Origin of the sequence: Salipiger marinus (assembly GCF_900100085.1) — a bacterium.
Classification (GTDB): domain Bacteria; phylum Pseudomonadota; class Alphaproteobacteria; order Rhodobacterales; family Rhodobacteraceae; genus Salipiger; species Salipiger marinus.
The window spans coordinates 72,348-98,453 of sequence record NZ_FNEJ01000008.1; the positions used below are offsets into that span (position 1 = coordinate 72,348).

The following is a 26,106-nucleotide window of genomic DNA, read 5'->3' on the forward strand; positions in this document are numbered from 1 at the left end:
CCTCAGCCGCCGTCGTGAAAGGAGGTATAGGCCGGATGCGCCGCGCACCAGTCCCGCGCCACCTCGCGCGCCAGTTCAAGCACAAGGCTGACCTGCTGGCGCCGGGCGCGGTTCACATGGGTGCAGGCCACGTCCAGCGGCGCGATCTGCTCGGTCACGGGGATCTGCATCAGGCGGCCTTCGGTGATGTCACGTTCCAGCGCGGTCAGCGACAGCGCCGAGGCGCCATAGCCCAGCCGGAGCATCTCGCAGATGGTGGCCAGCGAATTGCCGTAATGGCGCGGCGCGGGCTGGCTGCGCATCTCGTCGACATATTCGGCCACCGGATTGAACATCGGCGAGGTCTTTGGATACAGCACCAGCGGCAGGCGGCGCAGCGCCTCGGGGGTCATCGGCAGCGGCAGGCCTTTCACCACGTCGGGCCGTGCCACCCAGCCCACCTGATAGCGCGTGGTGAAGGCGGGCGCGCCCACCCGGTCGCCGCTGGCGGTAAAGGCCAGATCCAGCGTGCCCGCCTCGACAAAACGGCGCAATTGCAGGTCGGACCCGGCATAGATGTCCAGCATGATCTCGGGCTGTTCCGCCCGCATCCGGCCCAGCAGATCCGGCCCCCATGTGATCGCGGCCATGCCCGCCAGCCCCAGCGACAGGCGCTGCTTCTGCTTGTCCAGCAGGCGGGCATTCATCGTTTCGCGCAGGTTCAGGAACTGCAGCGCGAATTCCGCCACCTCCATCCCCTGATCGGTCAGCCGGAATCCCGGCGCGTCGCGGTCGATCAGGACCTTGCCCAGATCGTTTTCCAGCGACTGGATCCGCGCCGACACCGCAGGCTGCGTCAGTCCCAGCCGTTCGGCGGTCTGGCGGTAGTTCTGGATCTGGCTCAGCCAGTAAAACGCCTCCAGCTGCTTGAAATTCATCGCCTTCCCTGTCTCTTACTGTCTAAAAAGGATGCCCCATGACCGTTGCCGTTTACCTGCCCGCCGAGGACAAGACCCGCTGGTGGGTCGACATGCTGCAGGATCTGCTGCCCGGCTGGCAGGTCCAGTCCTTTGCCGAGGCCGCAGCCGATCCGGACGCGGTCGAGCATGCCGTGGTCTGGCGTCCGCGCAGCGGCGATCTGGCGCGGTTTCCGAACCTGCGCGCCATCGTCTCCATCGGCGCGGGCATCGACCATGTGCTGGAGGATGACCAGCTGCCGCAGGGCGTGCCGATCATCCGCACCGTGGGGCAGGATCTGACCCAGCGGATGCGCGAATATGTGGCGCTGCACGTGCTGCGCCATCACCGCGACATGCCGCGCCAGCTGCAGGCGCAGCGCGATCACGACTGGCACGCCATCGTGGTGCCGGTGGCGCCGAACCGGGTGGTGGGCGTGATGGGTCTGGGCAATCTTGGCGCCGAGGCCGCGCGCACGCTGGCGGGTCTGGGCTTTGCCACGCGCGGCTGGTCGAAATCCGAAAAGCAGGTCGAGGGGGTGGCGTGTTTTGCCGGGGCCGAGGGGCTGCCGGGCTTTCTGGACGGTTGCGAGATCCTCGTGAACCTGCTGCCCTTGACCGACAGCACCCGCGGCATCCTGAATGCCGGGCTGTTCGCGCGGCTGGCGCCCGGTGCCTGCGTCATCAACTGCGCGCGCGGCGCGCATCTGGTGGAGGAGGATCTGCTGGCCGCACTGGAGTCGGGGCAGATCAAGCAGGCGACGCTGGACGTGTTCCACATCGAACCGCTGCCCGCCGATCATGGTTTCTGGGGCCATCCGGCCATCACCGTCACCCCGCATGTCGCCTCGCAGATCGATGCGGCGACCGGCGGGCGGATCATCGCGCAGAACCTGCGGACCTTTGCCGAAACCGGCACCTGCGCCGATGTGGCGGACGCGGTGCGCGGCTACTGATCCCGGCAATCGGCAGGGGGCGGCGTGCCGCCCCCGCGCCTCAGGCATGCTGCCCGCCATTCACGTCGATCGAGGCGCCGTTGACGTAAGAGGCCTGTTCCGAACACAGGAACAGCACCACGCGCGCCACCTCGTCGGGCTTGCCCAGACGGCGCAGCGGGATGATCTGCGCCATGTCCTCGGTGCCGGGCGACAGGATTTCCGTCTCGATCTCGCCCGGGGTCACCATGTTGACGCGGATGCCACGCGGTCCCAGTTCCGCCGCCGCCTCGCGGGTCAGCGCCGCCAGCGCCGCCTTGGAACAGGCATAGGCCACGCCCGCGAAGGGATGCACCCGCGAGCCCACGATGGAGCCCACATTGACCACCGCGCCGCGCCCGCGCGCCAGCTCTGGCAGCAGGTCGCGCATCAGCGTGGCGGGCCCCACAAGGTTGACCGCCAGCACCTGCGCCCACAGATCGTCATCGCTGCCCGCGATGCCCATGCGTTCGCCCGCCGGACCCTTGGGAGAGATGCCGGCATTGTTGACGATGGCGTTCAGCCCCTGACCGCCCAGCGTCTCGCGCACGCGGGCGACCAGATCGGCGCGGGCCACCGGATCGGCCAGATCGCCCTGAAAATGGTCGGTATTGCCCGCATGCCACGGGCAGCGCGCGTCGAACGGGCTGCGCGAGACGGTCATGACCCGCCAGCCCGCCGCCTGAAACACCTTGACCGTGGCATGTCCGATCCCGCGGCTTGCGCCGGTCAGCAACAGCGTCTTCTGCTCCATGGAAGCCTCTCTCTCCGGGGATGTCCCGGGTCAGATATGGAAGGAAATTCCCGCCTCCGCCAGCCCGCCGCCCAGCACGGACACGGTTCCGTCAGCGCGCCAGCAGGCGGCGCCCGTCATTTCACCACCCGGCCCAAAGGCGATGGCGTTCATGCCGCCGCCCACATGCGGCACCAGCTGCACGTCATGGCCGCGCGCGCGCAGCGCCTCGGCGTGATGGGCATAGCCGGGCTCCAGTTCCAGATGCCCGCCCTCGGTCCAGAGCCGGGGCGCCTCCACCGCCTGCTGCGGGGTCATGCCATGGTCGATCAGGTTGACGATGGCCTGCAGGGCAGAGGGGAAGATGCGCAGCGCGCCCGGCAGACCCAGCGCAAAGGCGGGGGCGCCGTCCCTCAGCACGATCATCGGCGCCATGGAGGTGGGCACCCGCTTGCCCGGGGCGACCGACAGCGCCTTGCCCGGATGCGGGTCGAAATTATACATGTAATTGTTGGGGATGATGCCGGTGCCCGGCACCATGATGCGCGCGCCGAAAAGCCCGTTGATGGTGTGGGTGGCGCAGACGATGCCGCCGTCGCGGTCGGCCACGGTCACATGGGTGGTGTTGCGGCTTTCATAGCCCGGCGCCACGGCGCCCGCGCCGCCCACCTCGCGCAGCCGCGCCCGGCAGGCCTCGGCATAGGGTTTGGAGATCAGCTTTTCCACGGGGATGTCGACAAAATCCGGATCCCCGGACGCGGCGCGGCGGTCCTCGAACCCGACGCGGATCACCTCTGCCAGTAGGTGCAGCCGTTCGGGGCTGTCAAAACCCATGGCGGCCAGATCGTAGCCTTCGAGCATGTGCAGCATCTGCGCGACATGCACCCCCGAGGAGGCGGGCGGCGGCGGCCCGGCGATGTCAAAGCCGCGATAGCTGCCAAAGACCGCCTGGCGTTCGCGCGGGGTGTAGCCGCGCAGGTCGTCCAGCGTCAGATGGCCTGCGGCGCCCAGAAAATCGACCAGCGCCTGACCCAAGCTGCCGCCATGCAGCGCGCCCGCGCCCTGCTGCGCCACCAGCCGCAGGCTTTCGGCATAGGCGCTCTGCACCAGCCGGTGACCGGGCCGTGCCGGGGCGCCGCCGGGCAGGAACAGCGCCGCCATGCCCGGATCCTGCGCCAGATCCTCGGCATGGCGTTCGATGTTGCTGGTCAGATAGGCGGTGATGCGGAAGCCGTCGGCGGCATGGCGGATGGCGGCGGCGATGACCTCGGCAAAGGGCAGCACGCCATGCTCGGCCTGCATCGCGCACCAGCCCGCAAGGTTGCCCGGTACCGCCACGGCGCCGGGGCCGACCAGATTGGCGCGGCCTTCGGCCTCCATGTAATTGGGCAGCGCGTCAGAGACCGGGCGGAACATGTCAGGCGTGGCGGCGGCACCGGCCTGCGACAGGCAGTCATAGACCTTGTGCCGCCCGTCGGGCAGGCGCAGATGCGCCACGCCGCCGCCCGCGATGCCGACCATCATCGGCTCCACCACGGTCAGCGCCAGCAGCGCCGCCACCGCCGCATCCACGGCATTGCCGCCCGCTGCCAGCATCTCGTGGCCTGCGGCGGATCCCAGCGGGTGATTGGTGACCACCATGCCGCCCGATCCGGTGGCAGGCGCCTTGCGGCAGGTGAAGGGCAGGGCAGGGGACATGGCAGGCCTCTTTGGGTCAGGGCTGGGTCAGGGCGGGCACGGTCGTTTCCAGCGCCTCGACAAAGGCGCGGGCGGCTTCGGTCAGCGGGCGGCGGGCGGGTTCCAGCAGATGCAGCGTGCGCCACAGATCCAGCCCCGCCACCGGCACGAAGACGATGCCGGGATCGCGGAACAGCGCGACCGCGTTGCGCGGCAGCAGCGCCAGCCCCAGCCCGGCGCGGATCATGCACAGCTGCGCCACGGTGGAATGTGCCCGCAGCCGGGTCTGCAGAAAGGCGCGGGGGATTGCCTCACATCCGGCCAGCAGGTGCTGCGTGCCGGTTTCGGGGTCGAGCCCGATCAGATCCGCCGCCGGAATATCGGCCAGCGCCACCTCTCCGGCCTCGGCAAAGCCATGGCCCGCCGGACAGGCCAGCCCCACCGGATCGCGCAGGATGGCGCGCTGGCGCAGGTCGGGCGACTGCTGCGCGCGGCCCGCGATGGCCAGATCAAGCCGCCCGTCCGACACCATGCCCGCCAGCCGTTCGGCGATGTCGTCATGCAGGGTGCAGCGCAGCCCCGGACGGCCGCGCAGGAACTCCGCCAGCACCGGCGCCAGCAGTTCCGAGATGGCCGAGGGCGAAGCGCCAAGCAGAAGCTCGCCCTCTTCCAGCCCGGCGCTCTGCCGCAGCCGGGTCAGGGCGCGGTCCATCCCGTCCAGCAGCGGCGTGGTGTCATCCAGAAAATCCCGCGCGAGCGGCGTCAGCACCGGCGGACGGCTGCGCCGGTCAAACAGCGGCGCGCCGACCGAGGCTTCCAGCTGGCGCATCAGTTCCGACAGGGCCGAGGGCACGACGCCCAGGCTTTCGGCGGCGGCGGAAAACGATCCTTCGGCGGCCACCGCGTGCAGGGCGCGCAGATGTCGGAAGTTTATATTCTGTTTTTCCGCAATCATCTTCATGTTATTCGGATTTTATGACAAAATGCGGCAGAAATCAACAGAGTCCACCAGCCAGAGGTCGCCAGATGAAGGACAATGCCGAAATTCCGCACATGTCGCAGGCGCAGGTCTCTGATCTGGAAGCGGCGCTGGCCGGGGCCGGGTTCCGGGGCGAGGTCAGCCGCGACAGCGCGCTGCGCGAGGCGATGGCCACCGACAATTCCGTCTACCGCATCGCGCCGGATCTGGTGGTGGCACCCATGGATGCCGCCGACATGGTGACGCTGCTGCAGGTGATGGAGCAGCCCGCCTTTGCCCGGATGCCGGTGACGGCGCGCGGCGGCGGCACCGGCACCAATGGCCAGAGCCTGAATGCGGGCGTGATCGTGGACACGCGGCGGCATATGGCGGGGCTGATCGCGGTGGACGAGACCGAAGGCTGGGCCGAGGTGCAGCCGGGCATGGTGCTGGATGATCTCAACGCGCGGCTGCGCCCCTCGGGCTGGTTCTTCGCGCCGGAGGCCTCCACCTCCTCGCGCTGCACCATTGGCGGCATGGTCAGCACCGATGCCTCGGGCAAGGGCTCGCGCATCTATGGCAAGACTTCGGACAACCTGCTGGGGCTGGAGCTGGCGCGGCCCGAAGGTCTGCTGCGCAGCCTTGATCCCGCCCCGGACTGGGCGCAGCCGATGCTGGCGGCGGCGGAACAGGCGGGCCGGGCCGGGCGCGCGGCCTTCATCGCGGCGACCCCCCGCATCAACCGCCGCTTTACGGGCTATGATCTGGAGCGGGCCTGCCCCGAAAGCGGCGGGTTCGACTGGTGGCGGCTGTTTCCCGGATCCGAAGGCACGCTGGGGCTGATCTCCGCCATCCGGGTCAAGCTGCGGCGTATCGAGCCGGAAAAGCGGCTGATCGTGGCGGGGTTCGATGGCATCCGCGCGGCGCTGGCCTCGGCCATGCCGCTGCTGGCCGCCGATCCCACGGCGGTAGAGGTGATGGACGAACGCGTGCAGGCTCTGGCGCAGGAGGCGGGGCTGCTGACCCGGCTGCCGCCCGCGCTGCAGGAGGGGGCGGCGGGGCGCGTCGCCTTCGTGTTCATCGAAATCAACGGCACCGCCGCCGAGGTGGATCGCCGCATGGCCGACGGCCTGTCGATCCTGCGCGGCCTGCCCGGACTGGGCGCCGTGCATGTGGCGCAGGATGCCGAGGAGATCCGCGCGCTCTGGGCGGTGCGCTCGGCGGGGGTGGGGCTTCTGGGCAAGGTCGAGGGACGGGCGCGGCCCGTCGCCTTTGTCGAGGATACCGTGGTGCCGCCGGAAAACCTGCCCGCCTTTCTGGATGATTTTCTGGAGACGCTGCACACGCAGGGGCTGGAATTCGGGCTGTACGGCCATGTGGATGTGGGCTGCCTGCATATCCGCCCTGCGCTCGACATCGACAGCGCCACCGACCGCGCCCGGCTGAAGGCGGTGTCGGATGCGGTCTATGCGCTGACCCGCAAACATGGCGGCATCTTCTGGGGCGAACACGGCAAGGGGGTGCGCGGCGCCTATCTGCGCGACTGGATCGGCGCGGAGGCCTATGCCGCGCTGCAGGGCGTCAAGGCCGCTTTCGACCCGCAGGGGCGCTACAATCCGGGCAAGCTGGTGGGCGGCGAAGGCACGATCCTTGGCATCGACACCACGCCTTTCCGCCCGTTCAACGCGCCCAAGGGCGACCCGCTGACCCGCGCCTTCCGCTGCAACGGCAATGCGCAATGCCTGAGCTATGCCGCGACCACGCCGATGTGCCCGTCGTTCAAGGCCAGCGCCGATCTGCGCCACAGCCCCAAGGGCCGGGCCGACGCGCTGCGCGGCTGGCATCGCGCCCGCGCCGAAGGGGCGCCCGATCTGGCGCAGCGCGAAGCGGATCTGCTGGGTGTGCTCGACACCTGTCTGGGCTGCAAGGCCTGCGCCTCCAGCTGTCCGGTGCAGGTGGACATTCCCGCCATGCGCAGCGCCTTTCTGGCGGATTATCACGACCGCCACGCCCGCAGCCTGTCCGACCGGCTGGTGCTGGCCGCCGAGCGCGCTAGCCCGCTGACGATGCGGCTGGCGCCGCTCTTGCGTCCGGTCTGGCCCGCGCTGGTGCCGCTGGCCGAACGCCTGACCGGCAGCACCGATCTGCCGCGCCGTCTGGCCGCCGCGCAGCCGGGCGCGCTGCGGCTGCGCGCGCGCGATCTGTCGGGGCCCTTGCCCGAGGGCACGGTGATCCTTGTGCAGGACTGGTTTACCGCGCTGTTTGATGACCGGGTGCAGCGCGATGTGGTGGCGGGGCTGGCGGCGCTGGGATACCGGCCCCGGCTGCTGGAGATGCTGCCGGGCGGCAAGGCCGCGCATGGCGCGGGCGATCTGCGCGGCTTTCGCGCCATGGCGGGGCGGCTCGCCGCGCTCTTGCAGCGCGCGGCGGCCACAGGCGCGCCGCTGGTGGCGTTCGAGCCCGCCTTTGGCCTGATGCTGCGGCAGGAATATGCTCGGGACGGGATCGCCGTGCCGGACGTGCTGATGCCGCAGCAGTTCCTGCGCGCCGAACTGGCGGCGGGGCGGCGGTTTGCGCAGGCGAAACCTGGGCGCGCGCGGCTGCTGTCGCATTGCACCGAAGCCACCGCCGATCCGCAGGCGGCGGCGGACTGGGCCGGGATCTTTGCGGCGCTGGGGGTGGATCTGCAGACCCCGGCCACGGGCTGCTGCGGCATGGCGGGGCTGTTCGGCCATCAGACCCGGCACCAGCCGGTGTCGCGCAGGCTTTTTGACCTGTCATGGCGGGATCAGATGAGCCCCGATCTGCCGGTTCTGGCGACGGGGTTTTCCTGCCGCTGTCAGGCGGAGCGGCTGTCGGGCGACGCGCTGCGTCACCCGCTGGGCCATGTGGCCGATCTGCTGGGGCCGCTCTGACGGCCCCGGCAGCCCCGGCTCAGACCAGACGCGACACCGATTTGGCGGCGCGGACAAAATCCTTGAACAGCGGATGCGGATCGAAGGGCTTGGATTTCAGTTCGGGGTGGAACTGCACGCCGATGAACCACGGGTGATCCGGCCATTCCACGATCTCGGGCAGGCGGCCATCGGGGGACATGCCGGAAAAGCACAGGCCCGCCGTTTCCAGCGCCTTGCGATACTTGATGTCGACCTCGTAGCGGTGGCGGTGGCGTTCGTCGATGGTGGTGGTGCCATAGACGCCTGCCACCTTGGATCCATCGGTCAGCACCGCGTCATAGGCGCCAAGCCGCATGGTGCCGCCCTTGTCATCGGCGACGGTCCGGTTGACGCGCTGGTTGCCCTGCACCCATTCCTTGAGGTGATAGACCACCGGCTCGAAGCGCTTTTCGCCCTTTTCGTGGTCGAATTCCTCGGACCCGGCCTTGGCCACGCCCGCGACATTGCGCGCCGCCTCGATCACCGCCATCTGCATGCCCAGACAGATGCCCAGATAGGGCACCTTGTGTTCGCGGGCGAACTGCGCCGCCTTGATCTTGCCCTCGGTGCCGCGTTCGCCAAAACCGCCCGGCACCAGAATGGCATCATAGCCTTCCAGATAGGGGGCCGGATCCTCGCGTTCGAACAGCTCGGCATCGACCCAGCTGACCTTGACCTTGACCCGGTTGGCCATGCCGCCATGGGTCAGCGCCTCGGCGATGGATTTGTAGGCGTCTTCCAGCTGGGTGTATTTGCCCACGATGGCGACATTGACCTCGCCTTCGGGGTTGTGGATGCGTTCGGACACATCTTCCCATTTGGCAAGGTTGGGGCGCGGGGCAGGGGTGATCTGGAACGCGTCCAGCACTGCCTGATCCAGACCTTCGCGGTGATAGGCCAGCGGCGCGTCATAGATCGACGACAGATCCTGCGCCGCGATCACGCTGTCGGGGCGCACGTTGCAGAACAGCGCAAGCTTTTCGCGTTCCTTCTGCGGGATCGGCCCTTCGGAGCGGCACACGAGGATGTCGGGGGCGAGACCGATGCTGCGCAGTTCCTTGACCGAATGCTGCGTCGGCTTGGTCTTCAGCTCTCCGCTGGCCTTGATATAGGGCAGCAGCGTCAGATGCATGAAGATGCACTGGCCGCGCGGCTTGTCCTGCGCGAACTGGCGGATTGCTTCGAAGAAGGGCAGGCCCTCGATGTCGCCGACCGTGCCGCCGATTTCGCAGAGCATGAAATCCACCTCATCCTCGCCGATGCGGATGAAGTCCTTGATCTCGTCGGTGACGTGGGGAATGACCTGAATCGTCTTGCCCAGATAGTCGCCGCGCCGCTCCTTTTCGAGCACGTTCATGTAGATCCGGCCCGAAGAGATGGAATCGCTGCGCCGCGCCGGCACGCCGGTGAAGCGTTCGTAATGGCCAAGATCCAGATCGGTTTCCGCGCCGTCATCGGTCACGAAGACCTCGCCATGCTCGAACGGGCTCATCGTGCCCGGATCGACATTCAGGTAAGGATCAAGCTTGCGCAGCCGCACGGAAAACCCGCGGGCCTGCAGCAGGGCACCAAGGGCAGCCGAAGCGAGCCCCTTGCCCAGAGACGAAACGACACCGCCGGTGATGAAGATGAAACGTGCCATGGGCAAGGCAACCCCGTGATTTGTCTGCATGAATTGAACACCCGCGGCCTGATTTGACCGCAGCATCACGGGAGTCCACCTATAAAAGATTCGGACCGCCCTGTCCAGCCAACCGCAAGATGCTGTTGCGGCCGGGCAGCGGTCCTCAAGCTCTGGTGAGCGTATTCCGGCTCAGTCGGCGGCGCGGGGCACCAGCGGCGCATCCGCATCGCCCGTGTCACCAGCCGAAGGCGGCGGCAGCAGCGAGTCGGTGTCCAGCGGCGCGGTGCCATCCCCGGTTTCGGAGGCGGGCGCGCTGCCGCTCAGCCGGTCCATGACCGAAACGCCTGCGGCGTCACTGGCTGCCAGAACCGTCAGCGTGATCGAGGTCACGATGAAGGCTGCGGCAAGAATCCATGTGACTTTGCCAAGGGCGGTTGCTGCGCCGCGGGCGCTCATGGCACCGCCACCGCCCCCCATGCCCAGACCACCGCCTTCGGAGCGCTGCAGCAGCACCACGCCGATCAGCGAAAGCGCAAGAAGGAGGTGGACGATAAGGATCACGTTTTCCATGGGGCGTCTCGGGCTTTCGGGCGTTCGGGATGTTGCCGGGCTATGTAGGCGAAGGCTGCGGCACACGCAACCCGGCAAGGCACGACACGGCGCGAAGCCGGTCCGACCCTCCCGCAAGGAGTGTATTCCCTTTTGACCCTACGTGGCTAGGGTAGTGGGTTGAGGCGACCGAACAGGTAAGGCGGGCTTTTATGCAACAGGATCGACCCCTCCTTGGCATCTTGCTGATGCTCGGGTTCTGCGTCGTGGCCCCGATGGGGGATGCCATGGCGAAACTGCTGAGCGACCGGGTGTCGATCGGGGAACTGCTGTTCCTGCGTTTTGCCGTTCAGGCGTTGGTGCTGCTGCCGGTGATGGTGCTGACGCGGCGGGTCTGGCGGATGCGGCGCCGGGTCTTTGGCCTGACGCTGCTGCGCACCGCCATGCACATGCTGGGTGTGGCGCTGATGTTCTTTTCGCTGCGCTACCTGCCGCTGGCCGATGCCATCGCCATCGCCTTCGTGCTGCCCTTCCTGATGCTGCTGCTGGGGCATTACCTGCTGGGCGAAGAGGTGGGCATCCGCCGCATGGGCGCCTGCGCCGTGGGCTTCGTGGGCACGCTGATGGTGGTGCAGCCCGCCTTCCGCGAGGTGGGCTGGCCCGCGCTGCTGCCGCTGGGGGTGGCGGTGAACTTCGCCTTCTTCATGCTGGTGACGCGCCAGATCGCGCGCGAGGTCGATGCCATCTCGCTGCAGGCGGTGTCGGGGCTGGTGGCCATGGCGGTCGTGGCCCCGGTGCTGTGGCTGCTGCCCGGCAGCGCCGTGCCGGGCTTCGGCTGGCAGCCGCCGGAGCCGGGGCTTTGGGGCATGATCCTCGGCATCGGGCTTTTCGGCACGCTGGCGCATCTGCTGATGACGTGGTCGCTGCGGTTCGCACCGGGGGCCACTCTGGCGCCGCTGCAATATCTGGAACTGCCCATCGCCACAGCGCTTGGCTTCTTCATCTTTGGCGATCTGCCCAACGGCTTGGCCACGCTGGGCATCTTCATCATCATGGCGGCGGGGCTTTATATCCTCATGCGGGAGCGGGCCACCGCGCGTCCGAGCGTTCCAGCGCCCGTTCCAGTTCCGGAAACGCCGCCACCGGCAGAATAAGCAGCATGCGCGGCGCGTCGAGCCACAGATCCACCCGAGGCGCCGCCACCTCGTTGGAGGTGCTGGTCATCCGGTCGGGCGCAAAGTCCAGACCGTCGATGTTCCAGCGCAGCCCGGTGCTGCGCCCGGTGACCGGACCCAGCGGATAAAGCGAAAACCGCGCGCCCGGCTCCAGATCCAGCGACAGGCGCGGCGGGGCCAGCATCACCACATCCTCCGCCCCGATCAGCACGCAGCGCCGGTCGGGATGGCGGGCCAGCACGGTCATCGCCGCAAGCTGGTGATCCAGCCGCGCGCCCAGAAACCCCGCGCCCCAGACCAGCGGCGCCTCGATGCTGCGCAGGCATTTGTCGAAATCGGTGCTGTCCTGTTCCGAAATCTCGTGCAGCCGGTCCGCAGGCAGGCGCGCGCGCGCCGCGTCGGACAGGGAATCCATGTCGCCGATCACGGCATCGGGAAAGTGACCGGAGCTTAACAAAACCTCCGCGCCGCCATCCGCCGCCACCACCGCACCCGCCCGGCGGACCAGCGGTCCCAGCTGATCCGGGGCGCAGTCGCCGCCTCCGACCAGTAGAACCGGCGTCAGACTGTGAACAATGCTATGTTTCATCCGGTATTATTCGCCTCAAAGGAAACAGGCCACATTCAGGTCACAAAATGATACCCTGAACACCGCAGATTCGGTCGGCTTTGGTCTTGGTAAACGTGGTAGACGACCAGTTACGAGAGCGATTGAAAGTGAGCAGATGATGGCGAGTTCAAGCAAGATCCTCACGGTTTCCTACGGCACCTTTTCCTGTACCGCGGAAGGGTTCGAGGATCCGCTGGCAGTGGTCAAGGACACGACGCACTTCTTTCGCGGGGTGGTTCGGGAAGACCGGTTCTTTGGTGCCGAACCGCCACAATTCGATCCCGAACTGGCTGCGGATCTGATGCAGGCGCAGATCCGCGCCGAAACCGAAGACGGGTCGCTGACCCTGCGCGGTCCGCTGGCGGCGGGGGGTGCCTCCTCGGCGCAGGCGCTGAGTGCGGCGCTGGCCGCCGGGCCCACGATCCAGCGCGCCGCCCCGCGGATGCCGGAGCCCGCCGTGGCCGAGGCCGAGCTTGCCGACGATGATGACGGTGCCGAAGAGGCCGCCCGCCAGTCCGCGCTGGATGCGCAGATGCAGGCGGCGCTGGCACAGGCGGAACGCCGGGCCGCAGAGCTTGCCGCCGAAGAGGCGGCAGAGGCGCTGGCCGCCTCCGCCGCAGCGCGTGCCGCAGCCGAGCAGGCCGCGCCGGAAAGCCGCCCGCTGGTCCTGTCCGATCCCGCGCCGCTGCTGCTCGACATGCCGGTGGAGATGTCGGCGGGCGATGACAGTCTGGAAGCCGAGGCCGCGTTTTTTGGCGATGTCTCCGCCGGGCCGGAAACGGGCCACAGATCCGCAGGTGCCGAGAGCGTGGCCGAAAAGCTGAGCCGCATCCGTGCCGTGGTGGCAGGTGGTGCGGCACCCGAGGCGGCGCTGCGCGACGAGGACGAAGACGAGGACGAGGACACCATCGCCTCCGTCTCCGCCCTGCTGGGCACGCTGGCGGAGAAAACCGCCGCCGCCGAGGCGGCGCTGATCGCCGAGCCTGATGCGCCCGAGGCCGAGCTTGTGGCGCCCGAACCCGCCGAAGCCGCGCCCGCACCGCAGCCCGCCGCCCCCCGCCGCGTGCGCGTGGTGCAGGTCAAGCGCTCCGCCTTCGAGGCTGCGGCGGCAGAGCCCGCGCCCGCCCCGCAAAGCAGCCTCAGCCCCGAAGACGAGGCCGAGCTTGCCCGCGAGCTTGCCGCCGTAAAGGCGGAGCTGCGCGCCGATATGGACGGTGCGTGGCAGGAAGATGACGACGCGGATGACTGGGACATGGTCGATGCGCCCGCGCCCCTGCGTGCCAGCGCGCCCGCAGCGGTGGCCGCTCAGCCGCAGCCCGCGCCCGCAGCCTCGGATTGGGACGAGGACGAGTGGGAGGAGGACGAATGGGAAGATGCCCCCGCCGCGACGCTCCCTGCCGCTGCCGCTGCCGCTCCGGCAGCCGTGGCCGCCGCCGCCGCGACCTCGGAGGAGGAGGACGAGATCGATCTGGACCAGCTTGCCCATGACGACGTGCGCAAGGCGGTCAAGATGTCGAGCCCGGCGCGGGTCATGCTGACCGAGCAGAGCGTGGGCGACACCGATGCCTCGCGCATTCTGGACGAGACCAACACCCAGATGCAGGAGCCCGAGGGCAACCGCCGCCGCAGCGCCATCGCGCATCTGCGCGCCGCCGTCGCCGCCACCCGCGCCGACCGGCTGCTGGGCCGCCGCCGCGACAGCGAGGAGGATTTTGAACCCTATCGCGAGGATCTGGCCAATGCGGTGCGCCCGCGCCGCCCGCAGCTGTCGGTCAGCCCGACCGAACGTCCCGCCGAGCCGCTGCGCCCCGCCCCGCTGAAGCTGGTGGCCGAACAGCGCGTGGAGCCCGAGCCCGTGGCGGCAGAGGCCCCGGCCCGGCCCCGGCGGGTGACGCTGGCCGATCTGGAGGCCGATTTGCCCGTGGATGCCGCAGAGCCCGAGGGCGATTTTGCCGCCTATGCCGACAGCGTCGGCGCCCGCGATCTGCCGGAGCTTCTGGAGGCCGCCGCCGCCTATCTGTCCTTTGTCGAGGGCCGCGACCAGTTCTCGCGCCCGCAGCTGATGACCAAGGTGCGTCAGGTGGAGGCCCGGGAATCGAGCCGCGAAGACCGGCTGCGCAGCTTTGGCCAGCTGCTGCGCGAGGGCAAGATCGAGAAGACCCAAGGCGGACGCTTCACCGTGTCCGAGCGCATCAGCTTCAGACCCAGCCGCGCGGCGGGCTGACCCCGTCGCAGTGCAAACAGGTGAGGGCGGCGGAGCAGGGCTCCGCCGCTTTTGTCATGTGGGCAGACGGGGGACGGGTTGGGGGGGGAGAGCGGGGGCGCTGCCCCCGTCCGCCACAGGCGGAAAATACAGGGGAAGGGGGCTCTGCCCCCGTCCGCCACAGGCGGACAAAGGTAGCAAGAGGGGGCTCTGCCCCCGTCCGCGTGCCGCGGACTCCCCCGGGATATTTGTGGTCAGAAGAGGCGGGTCGGGAGACGACGGTGGGGAAAGGTCTATGCGCGGCGCGGTGGGTCAGTGGGCGATTTCGGCGAGAAGCCAGCGGCGGAAGGCGTCGACCTGCGGCATGTCGCGGCTGCGTTCCGGCACGATCAGCGCGTAGCTTTCACCGGTGCCGAAGCGGCGCGGCGCGGCGAGGCACAGCGTGCCTGCGGCCAGCGCCGGGCGGGCGACAATCTCTGGCACGAGCCCCACGCCCAGACCCGCCTGCGCCGCATCCAGCACCATGTCGAAATGGTCGAACCGCGCGCCGCGCAGGATGCGCCGGGCATCGGTGGCGCTGTCGCGGAACCAGTCGAGCCAGAGCGTGGGGCGGGTCGACTGCTGCAGCAGCGGCAGATCCAGCAGGTCGGTCTCTGACAGCTGGGCGCGTCCGGCCATCAGCACGGGGGCCGCGACCACAACCAGATCCTCGGCCAGCACGGGTTCGGCATGGGTTCCGGCACTTTCATGCTGGCTGCGCATAAGCGCCAGATCGAACGGGTCGCGGGCAAAATCCACAGGATCAAGCCGGGCGGAGACATCGAGGCTGGTCTCGGGCGCTGCCTGCGCAAATCCCGGCAGCCGCGGGATCAGCCAGCTGCGGGCGAAGCTGGGCAGCACCGCCAGCCGCAGCACCGTGTCGCGCCCGCCAAAGGCCATGATGCCCATGGCCGCGCTATCAAGCTGCTGCAGCAGCGATTCCGCCTGCGGCAGAAAGGCGTGACCGGCGGCAGACAGCACCAGCCGCTGCCGCACCCGCAGGAACAGCGCCACGCCCAGCCGGTCCTCCAGCGCGGTCAGAGAGCGGGAGATCGCGCTTTGCGTCAGGTTCAGGCTTTCGGCGGCCATGGTGGTGCTGCCGCGCCGGGCGCAGGCGACAAAGGCGTCAAGCTCGCCGACGCTGGGGGTATAGGGTTTGCGCATGCTGAGGGCTCCTTGCCGCCGATTATGAGTTTTCCGCATGATGTGCGCAAATTAAATCGTTTCCGTCGGAGGGCGCGCGCGGCTAGGCTGCGGGCAAATCCAGCAAGGAGCCTGCCATGACCGATCTCACGCATCTCAAGCCCAAGGAACGGCCCGACCTCTCTTCTTTTTCGTGGGAGGATCCGTTCCTGATCGACAGCCAGCTTGAGGAAGAAGAGCGGATGATCCGCGACAGCGCCTTTGCCTTTGCGCAGGAGAAGCTGCTGCCGCGCGTCCAGCAGGCCTATATGAGCGAGGAAACCGACCCCGCCATCTTTGCGGAGATGGGCGAGCTGGGCCTGCTGGGATCGACCATCCCCGAGGAATATGGCGGCATCGGCGCGGGCTATGTGGCCTATGGTCTGGTCGCGCGCGAGGTGGAGCGGGTCGACAGCGGCTACCGGTCGATGATGTCGGTGCAGTCCAGCCTCGTGATGTATCCGATCTATGCCTATGGCACCGAGGCGCAGCGGATGAAATACCTGCCCAAGCTTGCCTCCGGCGAATGGATCGGCTGTTTCGGGCTGACCGAGCCCGATGCGGGCAGCGATCCGGCGGGGATGAAGACCCGCGCCATCAAGACCGAGGGCGGCTATGTGCTGAAGGGATCCAAGATGTGGATCTCGAACGCGCCGATTGCCGATGTCTTCGTGGTCTGGGCCAAGTCCGAGGCGCATGGCGGCAAGATCCGCGGCTTCGTGCTGGAAAAGGGCATGAAGGGCCTGTCGGCGCCGAAAATCGGCGGCAAGCTGTCGCTGCGCGCCTCCATCACCGGCGAGATCGTGATGGAGGATGTGGAAGTGGGCGAAGACGCGCTGCTGCCCAATGTCGAGGGGCTGAAAGGCCCGTTCGGCTGTCTGAACCGCGCGCGTTATGGCATCGCCTGGGGCGTGATGGGGTCGGCGGAATTCTGCTGGCATCAGGCGCGCAGCTACGGGCTTGACCGCAAGCAGTTCAACAAGCCGCTGGCCGGCACGCAGCTTTACCAGAAAAAGCTCGCCGACATGCAGACCGAGATCACGCTGGGCCTGCAGGCGGCGCTGCGCGTGGGTCGGCTGATGGACGAGGGCCGCGCCGCGCCCGAGATGGTGTCGCTGATCAAGCGCAATAACTGCGGCAAGGCGCTGGATATCGCGCGCATGGCGCGGGACATGCATGGCGGCAACGGCATCCAGATCGAATATGGCGTGATGCGCCATGCCGCCAACCTTGAGACGGTGAACACCTATGAGGGCACGCATGACGTGCATGCGCTGATCCTTGGCCGTGCGCAGACCGGCCTGCAGGCGTTTTTCTGATGCAGCTGCCGCCGATGCAGGGGGTGCGCGTCATCGAGCTGGCGCGCATCCTCGCCGGCCCCTGGGCGGGTCAGGTGCTGGCCGATCTGGGCTGCGAGGTCATCAAGGTGGAATCGCCCGACGGCGATGACACACGGCGCTGGGGTCCGCCCTTCATCGAGCGCGAGGGCGACCGGTCTGCGGCCTATTTCCACGCCACCAATCGCGGCAAGCGGTCGGTGGTGGTGGATTTCCGCACGCCGGAAGGTCAGGCGCAGGTGCGCGAGCTGGTGGCCGGGGCCGATGTGGTCATCGAGAATTTCAAGCTGGGCGGCCTGCGCAAATACGGGCTGGATTATGACAGCCTGCGCGAGGTCAATCCGGGGCTGGTCTACTGTTCCATCACTGGCTTCGGGCAGGACGGGCCCTATGCCGAACGGGCGGGTTATGATTTCCTGATTCAGGGCATGGCGGGCTGGATGGATCTGACCGGCGATCCGGCGGGCGATCCGCAGAAGGTGGGCGTGGCCTTTGCCGATATCTTCACCGGGCTTTATGCGGTGATCGGCATTCAGGCGGCGCTGGCCGCGCGGGCGCGCACCGGGCGCGGCCAGCTGGTCGACATGGCGCTGCTGGACGTGGCGGTGGGGGTGCTGGCCAATCAGGGCATGAATTACCTCGCCACCGGGCGGGCGCCGCGCCGTCTGGGCAATGCCCATCCCAATATCGCGCCCTATGAGGTGCTGCCGACCGGAACCGGCGAGATCATTCTGGCGGTGGGCAATGACGGGCAGTTCGCCCGGCTCTGCGGGGTGCTGGGGCTGGATCTGGCCACGGATCCGCGCTTTGTCACCAACGAGGCGCGGGTGGCGCATCGCGATCTGCTGCGCCCGGCGCTGGTGACGGCGCTTGCAGGCTGGGAGCGCGAGGCGCTGCTGGCGGCGCTGGAGGCGGCGACCGTGCCTGCAGGGCCGATCAACGCGCTGGATCAGGTCTTTGCCGATCCGCAGGTGGTGGCGCGCGGCATGGCGATCGAGGCCGAGGGCGTGCCGGGCATCCGCACGCCGATCCGGTTTTCCGACACGCCGCTGGCGCCCTTGCGCGCGGCGCCCAAGCTGGGCGCGGGCTGACCGGAGCCCGTCTGCGAAAGGCAGCCAAGAGGCAAGGGAGGGGGCTCTGCCCCCCGCCTGCCACAGGCAGGCAATAAGGTAAGGGAGGGGGCTCTGCCCCCGCCTGCCACAGGCAGGCTATAAGGTAAGGGAGGGGGCTCTGCCCCCGCCTGCGCTGGCGCGCAGGCTCCCCCGGAGTTTAGGGGCAAGATGAAGGGTCAGTGCGTCTGCGTCACGAGGATCACCGCGACGTAATGCGCGGTGGCGGCGGCCAGCACGTGCAGGTGCCAGATGGCGCGGGCATAGGGCAGCCCGTCGCGGTGGTAGAAGACCGTGCCTACCGTATAGGTGAGCCCCCCTGCCAGCAGCAGCGCCAGTGCAAGGGGTGGCAGGCTGTGGACCAGCGGCCAGATGGCAAGCAGGCCCAGCCAGCCCTGTCCGAGATAGAGCACGAACCCCGCCCGGTCCCAGCGCGGGAAAAAGCATAGCTTCATCACGAGGCCGATCAGGGCCAGCCCCCATGTGGCCAGTGTCAGCGCCGTGCCCTGCCAGCCGCCGAGCCCGAGCAGCGCCAGCGGCGTATAGGTGCCCGCGATCAGCAGGAAGATCGCCGCATGGTCGAGGCGGCGCAGGATGGCGCGGCTGGGGGCGTGCAGCGTGAGGTTGTAGGCGGCGGACAGGGAAAAGGACGCAATCAGCCCCAGCGCGTAAAGCGCCAGCGGCCAGAAGCTGTCGCCGCGCCCGGTGAGGCTGGCCCAGACCAGAAGGCCGGTGACCCCGGCGATGGCTGCCGCCACGCCGAGCACGAGCAGGACGCCATCGGCGATCTGTTCGCGCAGGCTGTGCTGCAGGATGTAACGGGTCATCGGCGGGTGTCCTGACGGGGGCGGAAGGCCCTCTGCCCTCCCAACGCGGAGACCCGCCACAGCGGCGGCGGTGCTGCGGTCAAAACCGCGCGAGCCGCCGCGAGCGGGCCGGGCTCAGGCGGCCTGATCCTCCTGGGCGGGGTAGAAGCGGCGCCCGTCCTCGGCCATGTCGCGCAGCAGCGCCGGGCAGGCGAAACGCGGGCCATGGCGGGCCGCCAGAGCCTCGCACCGCTCTGCCGCATAGGGCGCGCCCAGCATGTCGAGCCAGCCGAAGGGGCCGCCCGACCATGGCGCGAAGCCCCAGCCAAGGATCGCGCCCACATCGCCTTCGCGGATGTCGGTCAGCACGCCGTCCTGCAGCGCGCGCACCGCTTCCAGCCCCTGCACGAAGAGCAGCCGTTCCTGCACCTCCTGCAGGTCGGGCTGGTGGTCTGCCAGCGGCCAGTGCTGGCCCAGCCCCTCCCAGAGGCCGAGCCGCTTGCCGGTTTCGTCATAGCCGTAGAACCCCGCCTTGGCCTTGCGGCCCAGACGCCCCGCTTCGGCCATGCGGGCCAGCACCGCCTCGACCTCGGCATCGGGATAGGCGTCGCCCAGGGCGGCGCGGGTGGCCTTGGCGATCTTCAGGCCAAGGTCGATGGAGGTTTCGTCCACCAGCTGCAGCGGGCCGAGCGGCATGCCGACCAGTTTTGCGGCGTTTTCGATCAGGGCGGGGGCCGTGCCTTCGCGCAGCAGCCGCAGGCCTTCGTTGAGATAGGGCAGGATGCAGCGGTTGGCGTAGAAGAACCGCGCGTCATTGACCACGATCGGGGTCTTGCGGATCTGGCGGACAAAATCCAGCGCCTTGGCCACGGCATGTTCGCCGGTGGCCTTGCCCCGGATGATCTCCACCAGTGCCATCTTGTCCACCGGCGAGAAGAAATGGAGGCCGATGAACCGCTCCGGCGCGTCGGAGGCGCGGGCCAGATCGGTGATCGGCAGGGTCGAGGTGTTGGTGGCAAAGATGCAGTCCGGACCAAGGTGGGCGAGGACGGCGCGCGTCACCTCGGCCTTGATCTGCGGATCCTCGAACACCGCCTCGATCACCAGATCGCAGCCCGCAAGCAGGGCATGATCGGCGCCGGTCGTGAGGCGGGCCAGCACGGCGTCTTTCTGGTCGGGCGTGGTCCTGCGGCGGGCGATGCCCTTGTCGAGCGTGGCTGCGGCATAAGCGCGGCCCTTCTCTGCCGCCTCGGGCGTGCGGTCGAGCAGCACCACCTCGATCCCCGCCTGTGCCGCGACCAGCGCGATGCCCGCGCCCATCATGCCCGCGCCGATCACGCCCAGCTTCGCCACCGCCTGATCGGGCAGGGCGGGACGGCTGGCGCCTTTTTCCAGCGCCTGCTTGCTGAGAAACAGCGACCGGATCATCGCGGTGGAGGAGGGGTTGAGCAGCACATGGGTGAACCAGCGCGCCTCGATCTTCAGCGCGGTGTCGAACGGCACCAGCGCGCCTTCATAGACCGCCGAGAGCAGCGCCTTTGCGGCGGGATAGACCCCCTTGGTCTTGCCCATGACCATGGCAGAGGCGCCCACGAAGGTCATGAACCCCGCCGGGTGATAGGGCGCGCCGCCGGGCATCCGGTAGCCTTTCTGATCCCACGGCTTCACCAGATCGGCCTCCTTGGCCGTCAGCACCCAGTCGCGGGCGGCGGCGACCGGATCGGAGACCACCTCGTCGATCAGGCCTGCCGCCTTGGCCCGGGCGGGATCCAGCAGCTTGCCCTCCAGCAGATAGGGGGCGGCGGCCATGGCGCCGAGCCTGCGCACCAGCCGCGTGGTGCCGCCCGCGCCGGGGAAGATGCCGACCCTGATTTCGGGCAGCCCGATCTTGGCCTTGGGCTGATCGGCGGCAAAGATGCGGTGGCAGGCCAGCGGCAGTTCGAAGCCAAGCCCGAGGGCGGTGCCGGGCAGGGCGCAGGCGACGGGTTTGCCGCCCTTGCCCCGTGGATCCATCCCGGCGCGTTCGATGCGGCGCAGCACGGCATGGATCCGCATCACCCCGTCGAACAGCCCACGCGCGGGGTCGTCCCCGCCGCCGTCGCGCATCGCCGCGATCACGCCCAGATCCATGCCCCCCGCAAAGCTGTCCGGCTTGCCGGACGTGATCACGATTCCCCGGATGGCGGGATCCGCCAGCGCCTGCGCGATCAGCGCGTCAAGCTCGGCAAAGCCGTCAAGGCTCATCACGTTCATGGATCTGCCGGGCGTGTCCCAGACGATCAGCGCCACGCCCTCGGCATCTGGGATCAGGGTGAAATCGGTCATGTCTTGCCCTCGCGTGTGGGATGGGTGCCGGTCCAGCTGTGATGGCCAAGCGCGTTGAGGATCGACGACATGCGCCAGCCCTCCGGGGTGGCATGGATCAGCGCGGAGGAGATATAGGGCGGCGTCACGCGCTGGCCCCGGCACAGCAGCTGCGTTTCATAGGTGCCGATCCATGTGCCGTCGCGGCAGTCTTCCAGCGAGATCGGGCGGCGATACACCTCGTCGACGCAGAGGATGCGTTCGGACTCGAGATAAAGCTCGAAATTCCGCGCCAAGGCCGCCTCGTCGGGCAGCAGCACCGGGCCGTCCCGGGTGACCAGCGAAAAGGGCAGCAGGATCCGCGACCGCCACAGGGCGAAATCGAACCGCGTGAAGCAGGCCGAGATGTCGTCCAGAAAGGCGCGGAACTCTGCCTCGGTCATGGTCAGACCCGTTCGAGGATGGTGGCGGCCCCCATGCCGGAGGCGACGCAGAGCGTGACAAGCCCGGTCTGCTGGCCGGTCCGCTCCAGCTCGTCGAGCAGGGTGCCGATCAGCATGGCGCCGGTGGCGCCCAGCGGATGGCCCATGGCGATGGCGCCGCCATTGACATTGACCCGGGCGGGATCGACCGCGAAGGCCTGCAGAAAACGCAGCACCACGGCGGAAAACGCCTCGTTCACCTCGAAAAGGTCGATGTCGCGGACCGTCATTCCCGCCTCGCGCAGGATTTTCTCGGTCACCGGCACCGGGCCCGTCAGCATGAGCGTGGGATCGGTGCCGATCTTGGCGGTGGCGCGGATGCGGGCGCGGGGGCGCAGGCCATGGGCCTCGCCAAAGGCGCGCGAGCCCACCAGCACCGCCGCCGCCCCGTCCACGATGCCGGAACTGTTGCCCGCGTGGTGGATGTGGTGGATGCGCTCCAGATCGGGGTATTTCATCAGGGCCACGGCATCAAAGCCGGGCATGGCCTCGCCCATCTCGCGGAAGGCGGGCTTCAGCTGAGACAGCGCCGCCATGTCGGTGCCGGGGCGCAGGGCCTCGTCGTGGTCGAGCAGGGTCAGGCCGTTGATGTCGGTGACCGGCACCACCGACCGGGCAAACCGCCCCTCGGCCCAGGCCTGCGCGGCGCGGCGCTGGCTTTCCACCGCCAGCGCGTCGGCCTCGTCGCGGGAAAACCCGTAGCGGGTGGCGATGAGGTCGGCAGAGATGCCCTGCGGCACAAAATGGCTGGCCATGGCAAGGCTCGGATCGGCGGCGATGGCGGCCCCGTCCGAGCCCATGGCCACGCGGCTCATCATCTCGACCCCGCCCGCGATATAGGCCGTCCCCGCGCCGCCACGGATCTGGTTGGCGGCAAGGTTCACCGCCTCCAGCCCCGAGGCGCAGAACCGGTTGATCGACAGGCCGGGGATGGCCTCGTCAAGCCCGGCGGCCAGCACGGCAGAGCGGGCAAGGCAGCCGCCCTGTTCGCCCACCTGCGTGACATTGCCCCAGATCACATCTTCCACCGCCGCACCGTCCAGCCCGTTGCGCCGCGCCAGCGTCTCCAGCATCAGGGCCGACAGCCGCAGACTGGTGACCTCGTGCAGCGCCCCGTCGGCACGGCCCCGGCCCCGCGGGCTGCGCAGCGCGTCATAGATATAGGCGTCGGTCATGGCATGGGATCCCTCAGACGGTCGCGGATACCCCGGTGTGGCGGCGGAGCCCCCTCTGGATCAAGGGTGACGTGACGGCGCGTTCAGGTAAAGCGGAACCTGCGCGCCAGTCGCGGCCTGCTCAGGCGCGGCGCCCTAGGGAACCGCGCCAGCCATCGCCCCCGGGGTTCAGGCCCGGTCGGCCGGAGAGCCGGGCATCAGGTCATAGGGATGTTGCCAGCCGGGCAGGGCTTCGATCCCCGACAGCCAGCGGTCGATCTGCGGCCAGTCGGCGCGGGCAAAGCCAAAGGGCTCGGGGTAGAACAGATAGCCGCAGCAGGAGAAATCGGCATTGCTGGGGCCGCTGCCGACGATCCAGTCCCGCCCGGCCAGATGGCTGTCCAGCACCTGATAGGCGGCGCGCAGACGGCCCTGCATGAAGGCGATTACCTCGGCGGGCCGCTTGTCCTCGGGCAGGAAGTTCATCAGGAAGCGGGTCATCCCGGCCTGAGAGCTGAGCTTGTGATTGTCCCAGAGCATCCAGCGCAGCACCTCGCGCCTTTCCTCCGCCGTCTCGCCGCCAAACCGGCCCGATTTTTCGGTGACATAGAACTGGATCACGCCAGACTGGCTCAGCCGCAGCGCCCCGTCCACCAGCACCGGCACTTCGCCCATCTCGTTGACCTCGGCGCGGTATTCCGGCGCGCGGGTCGCGCCGCCAAAGAAATCGACCTTCACCGGGGTCCAGTCCAGACCCGACAGCGCCAGCGGCAGGGCCGCCTTGTAGGCGTTGCCGGATTCTCCGAAGCAGTAAAGTTGCATGGTCATGATGCGGTCCTTGTGTTGCGCATGTGGCGCGGGCAGCGGTGGGGGCTTCGCGCCCCCACACCCCCGCGGGATATTTTTACCAAGAAGAAGGGGCGGCCTGTTCTGGGTAACAGCATGTTAACCACTTCGAGCGTATGATTGTTTTGCGGTACAGGCTGGGAAGCCGATGACCGCCCAAGGAGAAGCTTCGCCATTCCGTCTGTCACGCGTCTTGTGGCCGGACAGGATGGCGAAGCGGACCGAGTGCAGCCCAGATCTGGCCGGGTTCGATGTGCGGTCCTGCAACTTCTTCTTGGTAAAAATATCCCACGGGGGTCCGGGGGTGTGAAACCCCCGGCCTTCCGCTCTCGCAAGGCGAGGCGCCGGGGCGCTGGTCTCAGAACATCCCATGCGTTGCATCACTCCCGCTTGCGGTCGGTCGCCTGCCTATTCTCTTCAGCGTTTGCGTTCTTCCAGCTCGCTGTTGAACAGGCGCAGCCGGTGGGTCAGCAGCTCCGTGTCGGTGACGCTGTCGAAGTTCTCGAACAGAAACGACAGCGCCTCGCCTTCGTCCAGACCGGCGGAGGCTGCAAAACTCCTGAGCCGACGGTAGGCGTCTTCGGTCAGGGCGACCGGAATGCGGCGGGTCAGTCGGAAACGTCTGGGCATGAGGGCACTCCGGCGGTCCGGTGGCGGCAAAGGATGCTGCTATCGTTCCATCAGAAGGCCGTGGCGTCCAGTGCCATGACCGGGGACGCGCCGCTTTTGATCCGGGCGAGGTGGGCGCGGGTCAGGGGCAGCTGGCGGGCCATGTAATACCGCCCCGTGGCGAGTTTTGCTGTCAGGAACTCCGGATCCCCCCGTCCCGCCGCGAGCGCCTCCCGCGCGGCCTGCGCCATGCGCAGCCACATGTAGCCCAAACCCACATGCCCCGCGAGATGCAGGAAATCGGTGGAGCCGGCCAGAACCTCTTCCGGGGCGGTGGCGGCATGGTCCAGAAAGAACAGCGCCGCCGCGCGCAGATCCGCCGTGGCCGTCTGCAGGGGGATCAGAAACTCCGCATCCCATGCCGCGTCCTGGCCTATCTGCGGGACCACCAGCCGGTCGATGCGGTCGAACAGCGCCCTGATCGGCCTGCCGCCTTCGGCGCCAAGCTTGCGGCTCACCAGATCCAGCGCCTGCACGCCATTGGTGCCTTCGTAGATCATCGCGATGCGGGCATCGCGGACAAATTGCGGCATGCCGCTGTCCTCGATATAGCCATGGCCGCCGAACACCTGCTGCGCGGCCACCGTGGCGTCGAAGCCGCGATCGGTCAGGAAGCCCTTGATCACCGGCGTCAGCAGCGAGACCAGCCCCTGCGCCGCCGGGTCGGGGAGGCGCTCCGCCTCGTCGATCAGCTGCGCGCCCCAGAAGGTGAAGGCCCGCGCGCCCTCGACAAAGCTCTTCTGGTCCATCAGCAGGCGGCGGATGTCGGGATGTACGATCAGCGGGTCGGCGGCGCCCTGCAGATTCGCGGCCCCCCGGGGCGCCCGGCCCTGCAGGCGCTCGCGCGCATAGGCCACGGCGGCCTGGCTTGCCACCGCCGCCTGCGCATAGCCCTGCAGCCCCACGCCGATCCGGGCCTCGTTCATCATGGTGAACATGGCGCGCATGCCCTTATGCGCCTCGCCCAGCAGAAAGCCGGTGGCGCCGTCGTAATCCATGACGCAGGTGGCATTGCCGTGAATGCCCATCTTCTCTTCCAGCTTGCCCACCGACAGCGCGTTGCGGGCGCCAGGGCGTCCCTCCGCGTCGGGCAGAAACTTGGGAACGATGAACAGCGACACGCCTCTGGTGCCCTCCGGGCCGCCGGGGATCTTGGCCAGCACCAGATGCACCACGTTTTCGGCCAGATCGTGATCCCCGGCAGAGATGAAGATCTTCTGCCCGGTGATCCGGTAGCTGCCATCGGCCTGCGGATCCGCCCGCGTGCGCATCAGGCCCAGATCGGTGCCGCATTGCGGCTCGGTCAGGTTCATGGTGCCGGTCCAGTCGCAGCGCACCAGCCGGGGCAGATACAGCGCCTTCTGCGCCTCGGTGCCATGGGCATGGATGGCCGAGCAGGCGCCGTGGGTCAGGCCCTGATACATGTTGAACGCCATGTTGGCGGAGGAAAACATCTCGCCCACTGCGGTGGCCAGCAGATAGGGCAGGCCCTGTCCGCCATAAGCCGGGTCGCAGTCGAGCGCGGGCCAGCCGCCCGCGCGCAGCTGGTCAAAGGCGGCGCGGAACCCGTCGGGCGTGCGCACCATGCCCTTGTCCAGCACGCAGCCCTGCCGGTCGCCGGTCCGGTTCAGCGGGGCCAGCACCTCTTGCGCCAGCTTGGCCGCCTCGCCGAGAATGGCCGCCGTGGTGTCGCGGTCCAGATCCTCGTAGCCGGGAACGGCCCCCGTCCCCAGCGACAGGACGTCATGCAGGACAAAAAGCATGTCCGCGACGGGGGCCTTGTAGGTTGGCATCGGATCTCCTC

General features: G+C 68.5%; 21 protein-coding genes. 6 read left to right on the forward strand and 15 right to left on the reverse strand.

The genetic code is table 11. The features are described from left to right. Window positions 1-2: 2 nt before the first annotated feature. Window positions 3-917 (reverse strand): LysR family transcriptional regulator, encoded by a 915-nt coding sequence (locus tag BLR51_RS10680; RefSeq protein ID WP_089846715.1) that lies wholly within the window; start codon window positions 915-917, stop codon window positions 3-5. 38 nt (window positions 918-955) lie between these two features. Between BLR51_RS10680 and BLR51_RS10685 the strand changes: the two genes are divergently transcribed. Continuing rightward, entirely contained in the window at window positions 956-1,891 is a 936-nt protein-coding gene (locus BLR51_RS10685; protein WP_089846718.1) for a 2-hydroxyacid dehydrogenase, read from the forward strand. Window positions 1,892-1,931: 40 nt separating this feature from the next. Here the strand turns inward: BLR51_RS10685 and BLR51_RS10690 are convergent, their stop codons facing one another. From BLR51_RS10690 to BLR51_RS10700, 3 genes are read right to left on the reverse strand one after another with little or no spacing between them, the layout of a single operon-like run. Continuing rightward, window positions 1,932-2,663, reverse strand: coding sequence for an SDR family NAD(P)-dependent oxidoreductase (locus BLR51_RS10690; protein ID WP_089846720.1), 732 nt, complete (start codon window positions 2,661-2,663; stop codon window positions 1,932-1,934). 30 nt (window positions 2,664-2,693) lie between these two features. Further along, window positions 2,694-4,340, reverse strand: coding sequence for a gamma-glutamyltransferase (gene ggt / locus BLR51_RS10695; RefSeq protein ID WP_089846722.1), 1,647 nt, complete (start codon window positions 4,338-4,340; stop codon window positions 2,694-2,696). A gap of 16 nt (window positions 4,341-4,356) precedes the next feature. Then, window positions 4,357-5,280, reverse strand: coding sequence for a LysR family transcriptional regulator (locus tag BLR51_RS10700; protein ID WP_089846724.1), 924 nt, complete (start codon window positions 5,278-5,280; stop codon window positions 4,357-4,359). 65 nt (window positions 5,281-5,345) lie between these two features. Between BLR51_RS10700 and BLR51_RS10705 the strand changes: the two genes are divergently transcribed. Next, complete coding sequence (locus tag BLR51_RS10705) at window positions 5,346-8,192, forward strand: FAD-binding and (Fe-S)-binding domain-containing protein (RefSeq protein WP_242656711.1); 2,847 nt, start codon at window positions 5,346-5,348, stop codon at window positions 8,190-8,192. Window positions 8,193-8,211: 19 nt separating this feature from the next. On the opposite strand, the gene pyrG is transcribed toward BLR51_RS10705, so the two are convergent. After that, window positions 8,212-9,855, reverse strand: coding sequence for a CTP synthase (gene pyrG / locus BLR51_RS10710; RefSeq protein ID WP_089846726.1), 1,644 nt, complete (start codon window positions 9,853-9,855; stop codon window positions 8,212-8,214). A gap of 171 nt (window positions 9,856-10,026) precedes the next feature. Further along, the gene (gene secG / locus BLR51_RS10715; protein WP_089846728.1) at window positions 10,027-10,407 is read right to left on the reverse strand and encodes a preprotein translocase subunit SecG; all 381 of its coding nucleotides are present in this window, start codon (window positions 10,405-10,407) and stop codon (window positions 10,027-10,029) included. Between the two features lie 191 nt (window positions 10,408-10,598). On the opposite strand from secG, the gene BLR51_RS10720 reads away from it, so the two are divergent. Continuing rightward, the gene (locus tag BLR51_RS10720) at window positions 10,599-11,540 is read left to right on the forward strand and encodes a DMT family transporter (RefSeq protein ID WP_089846730.1); all 942 of its coding nucleotides are present in this window, start codon (window positions 10,599-10,601) and stop codon (window positions 11,538-11,540) included. Here the strand turns inward: BLR51_RS10720 and BLR51_RS10725 are convergent. Further along, a complete protein-coding gene (locus tag BLR51_RS10725) occupies window positions 11,461-12,150 on the reverse strand; it encodes a thiamine diphosphokinase (protein WP_089846731.1) in 690 nt (229 codons plus the stop codon). The genes BLR51_RS10720 and BLR51_RS10725 overlap by 80 nt on opposite strands. Window positions 12,151-12,289: 139 nt before the next feature. On the opposite strand from BLR51_RS10725, the gene BLR51_RS10730 reads away from it, so the two are divergent. Continuing rightward, a complete protein-coding gene (locus tag BLR51_RS10730) occupies window positions 12,290-14,395 on the forward strand; it encodes a hypothetical protein (RefSeq protein WP_242656712.1) in 2,106 nt (701 codons plus the stop codon). 291 nt (window positions 14,396-14,686) lie between these two features. Here BLR51_RS10730 and BLR51_RS10735 read toward each other — a convergent pair whose 3' ends face one another. After that, window positions 14,687-15,577 (reverse strand): LysR substrate-binding domain-containing protein, encoded by an 891-nt coding sequence (locus BLR51_RS10735; protein WP_089846732.1) that lies wholly within the window; start codon window positions 15,575-15,577, stop codon window positions 14,687-14,689. 116 nt (window positions 15,578-15,693) lie between these two features. Here BLR51_RS10735 and BLR51_RS10740 point away from each other — a divergent pair, with 116 nt between their 5' ends. Together BLR51_RS10740 and BLR51_RS10745 are read left to right on the forward strand one after the other, a co-directional pair. Continuing rightward, window positions 15,694-16,914 carry an acyl-CoA dehydrogenase gene (locus BLR51_RS10740; RefSeq protein ID WP_089846735.1) on the forward strand — a complete coding sequence of 407 codons (1,221 nt, stop codon included), beginning with the start codon at window positions 15,694-15,696 and terminating at the stop codon, window positions 16,912-16,914. Next, window positions 16,914-18,023 (forward strand): CaiB/BaiF CoA transferase family protein, encoded by a 1,110-nt coding sequence (locus BLR51_RS10745; RefSeq protein ID WP_089846737.1) that lies wholly within the window; start codon window positions 16,914-16,916, stop codon window positions 18,021-18,023. Before BLR51_RS10740 ends, BLR51_RS10745 begins: the two co-directional genes overlap by 1 nt. A 197-nt stretch (window positions 18,024-18,220) precedes the next feature. On the opposite strand, the gene trhA is transcribed toward BLR51_RS10745, so the two are convergent. The 7 genes from trhA to BLR51_RS10780 all read right to left on the reverse strand — a co-directional run bounded on the left by trhA (window position 18,221) and on the right by BLR51_RS10780 (window position 26,095). Beyond that, window positions 18,221-18,868 (reverse strand): PAQR family membrane homeostasis protein TrhA, encoded by a 648-nt coding sequence (trhA, locus tag BLR51_RS10750; protein ID WP_089846739.1) that lies wholly within the window; start codon window positions 18,866-18,868, stop codon window positions 18,221-18,223. A gap of 114 nt (window positions 18,869-18,982) precedes the next feature. Then, the gene (locus BLR51_RS10755; protein ID WP_089846741.1) at window positions 18,983-21,172 is read right to left on the reverse strand and encodes an FAD-dependent oxidoreductase; all 2,190 of its coding nucleotides are present in this window, start codon (window positions 21,170-21,172) and stop codon (window positions 18,983-18,985) included. Then, window positions 21,169-21,594 carry a hypothetical protein gene (locus BLR51_RS10760; RefSeq protein ID WP_089846743.1) on the reverse strand — a complete coding sequence of 142 codons (426 nt, stop codon included), beginning with the start codon at window positions 21,592-21,594 and terminating at the stop codon, window positions 21,169-21,171. Before BLR51_RS10760 ends, BLR51_RS10755 begins: the two co-directional genes overlap by 4 nt. A 2-nt stretch (window positions 21,595-21,596) precedes the next feature. Then, window positions 21,597-22,808: an acetyl-CoA C-acetyltransferase gene (locus BLR51_RS10765; protein WP_089846745.1), complete on the reverse strand. Its 1,212-nt coding sequence runs from the start codon at window positions 22,806-22,808 to the stop codon at window positions 21,597-21,599. A gap of 168 nt (window positions 22,809-22,976) precedes the next feature. Further along, window positions 22,977-23,615 carry a glutathione S-transferase family protein gene (locus tag BLR51_RS10770; protein WP_089846747.1) on the reverse strand — a complete coding sequence of 213 codons (639 nt, stop codon included), beginning with the start codon at window positions 23,613-23,615 and terminating at the stop codon, window positions 22,977-22,979. Between the two features lie 435 nt (window positions 23,616-24,050). Next, complete coding sequence (locus BLR51_RS10775; RefSeq protein WP_089846749.1) at window positions 24,051-24,263, reverse strand: hypothetical protein; 213 nt, start codon at window positions 24,261-24,263, stop codon at window positions 24,051-24,053. Between the two features lie 50 nt (window positions 24,264-24,313). Beyond that, window positions 24,314-26,095: an acyl-CoA dehydrogenase C-terminal domain-containing protein gene (locus tag BLR51_RS10780; RefSeq protein ID WP_089846751.1), complete on the reverse strand. Its 1,782-nt coding sequence runs from the start codon at window positions 26,093-26,095 to the stop codon at window positions 24,314-24,316. Window positions 26,096-26,106 lie beyond the last annotated feature (11 nt).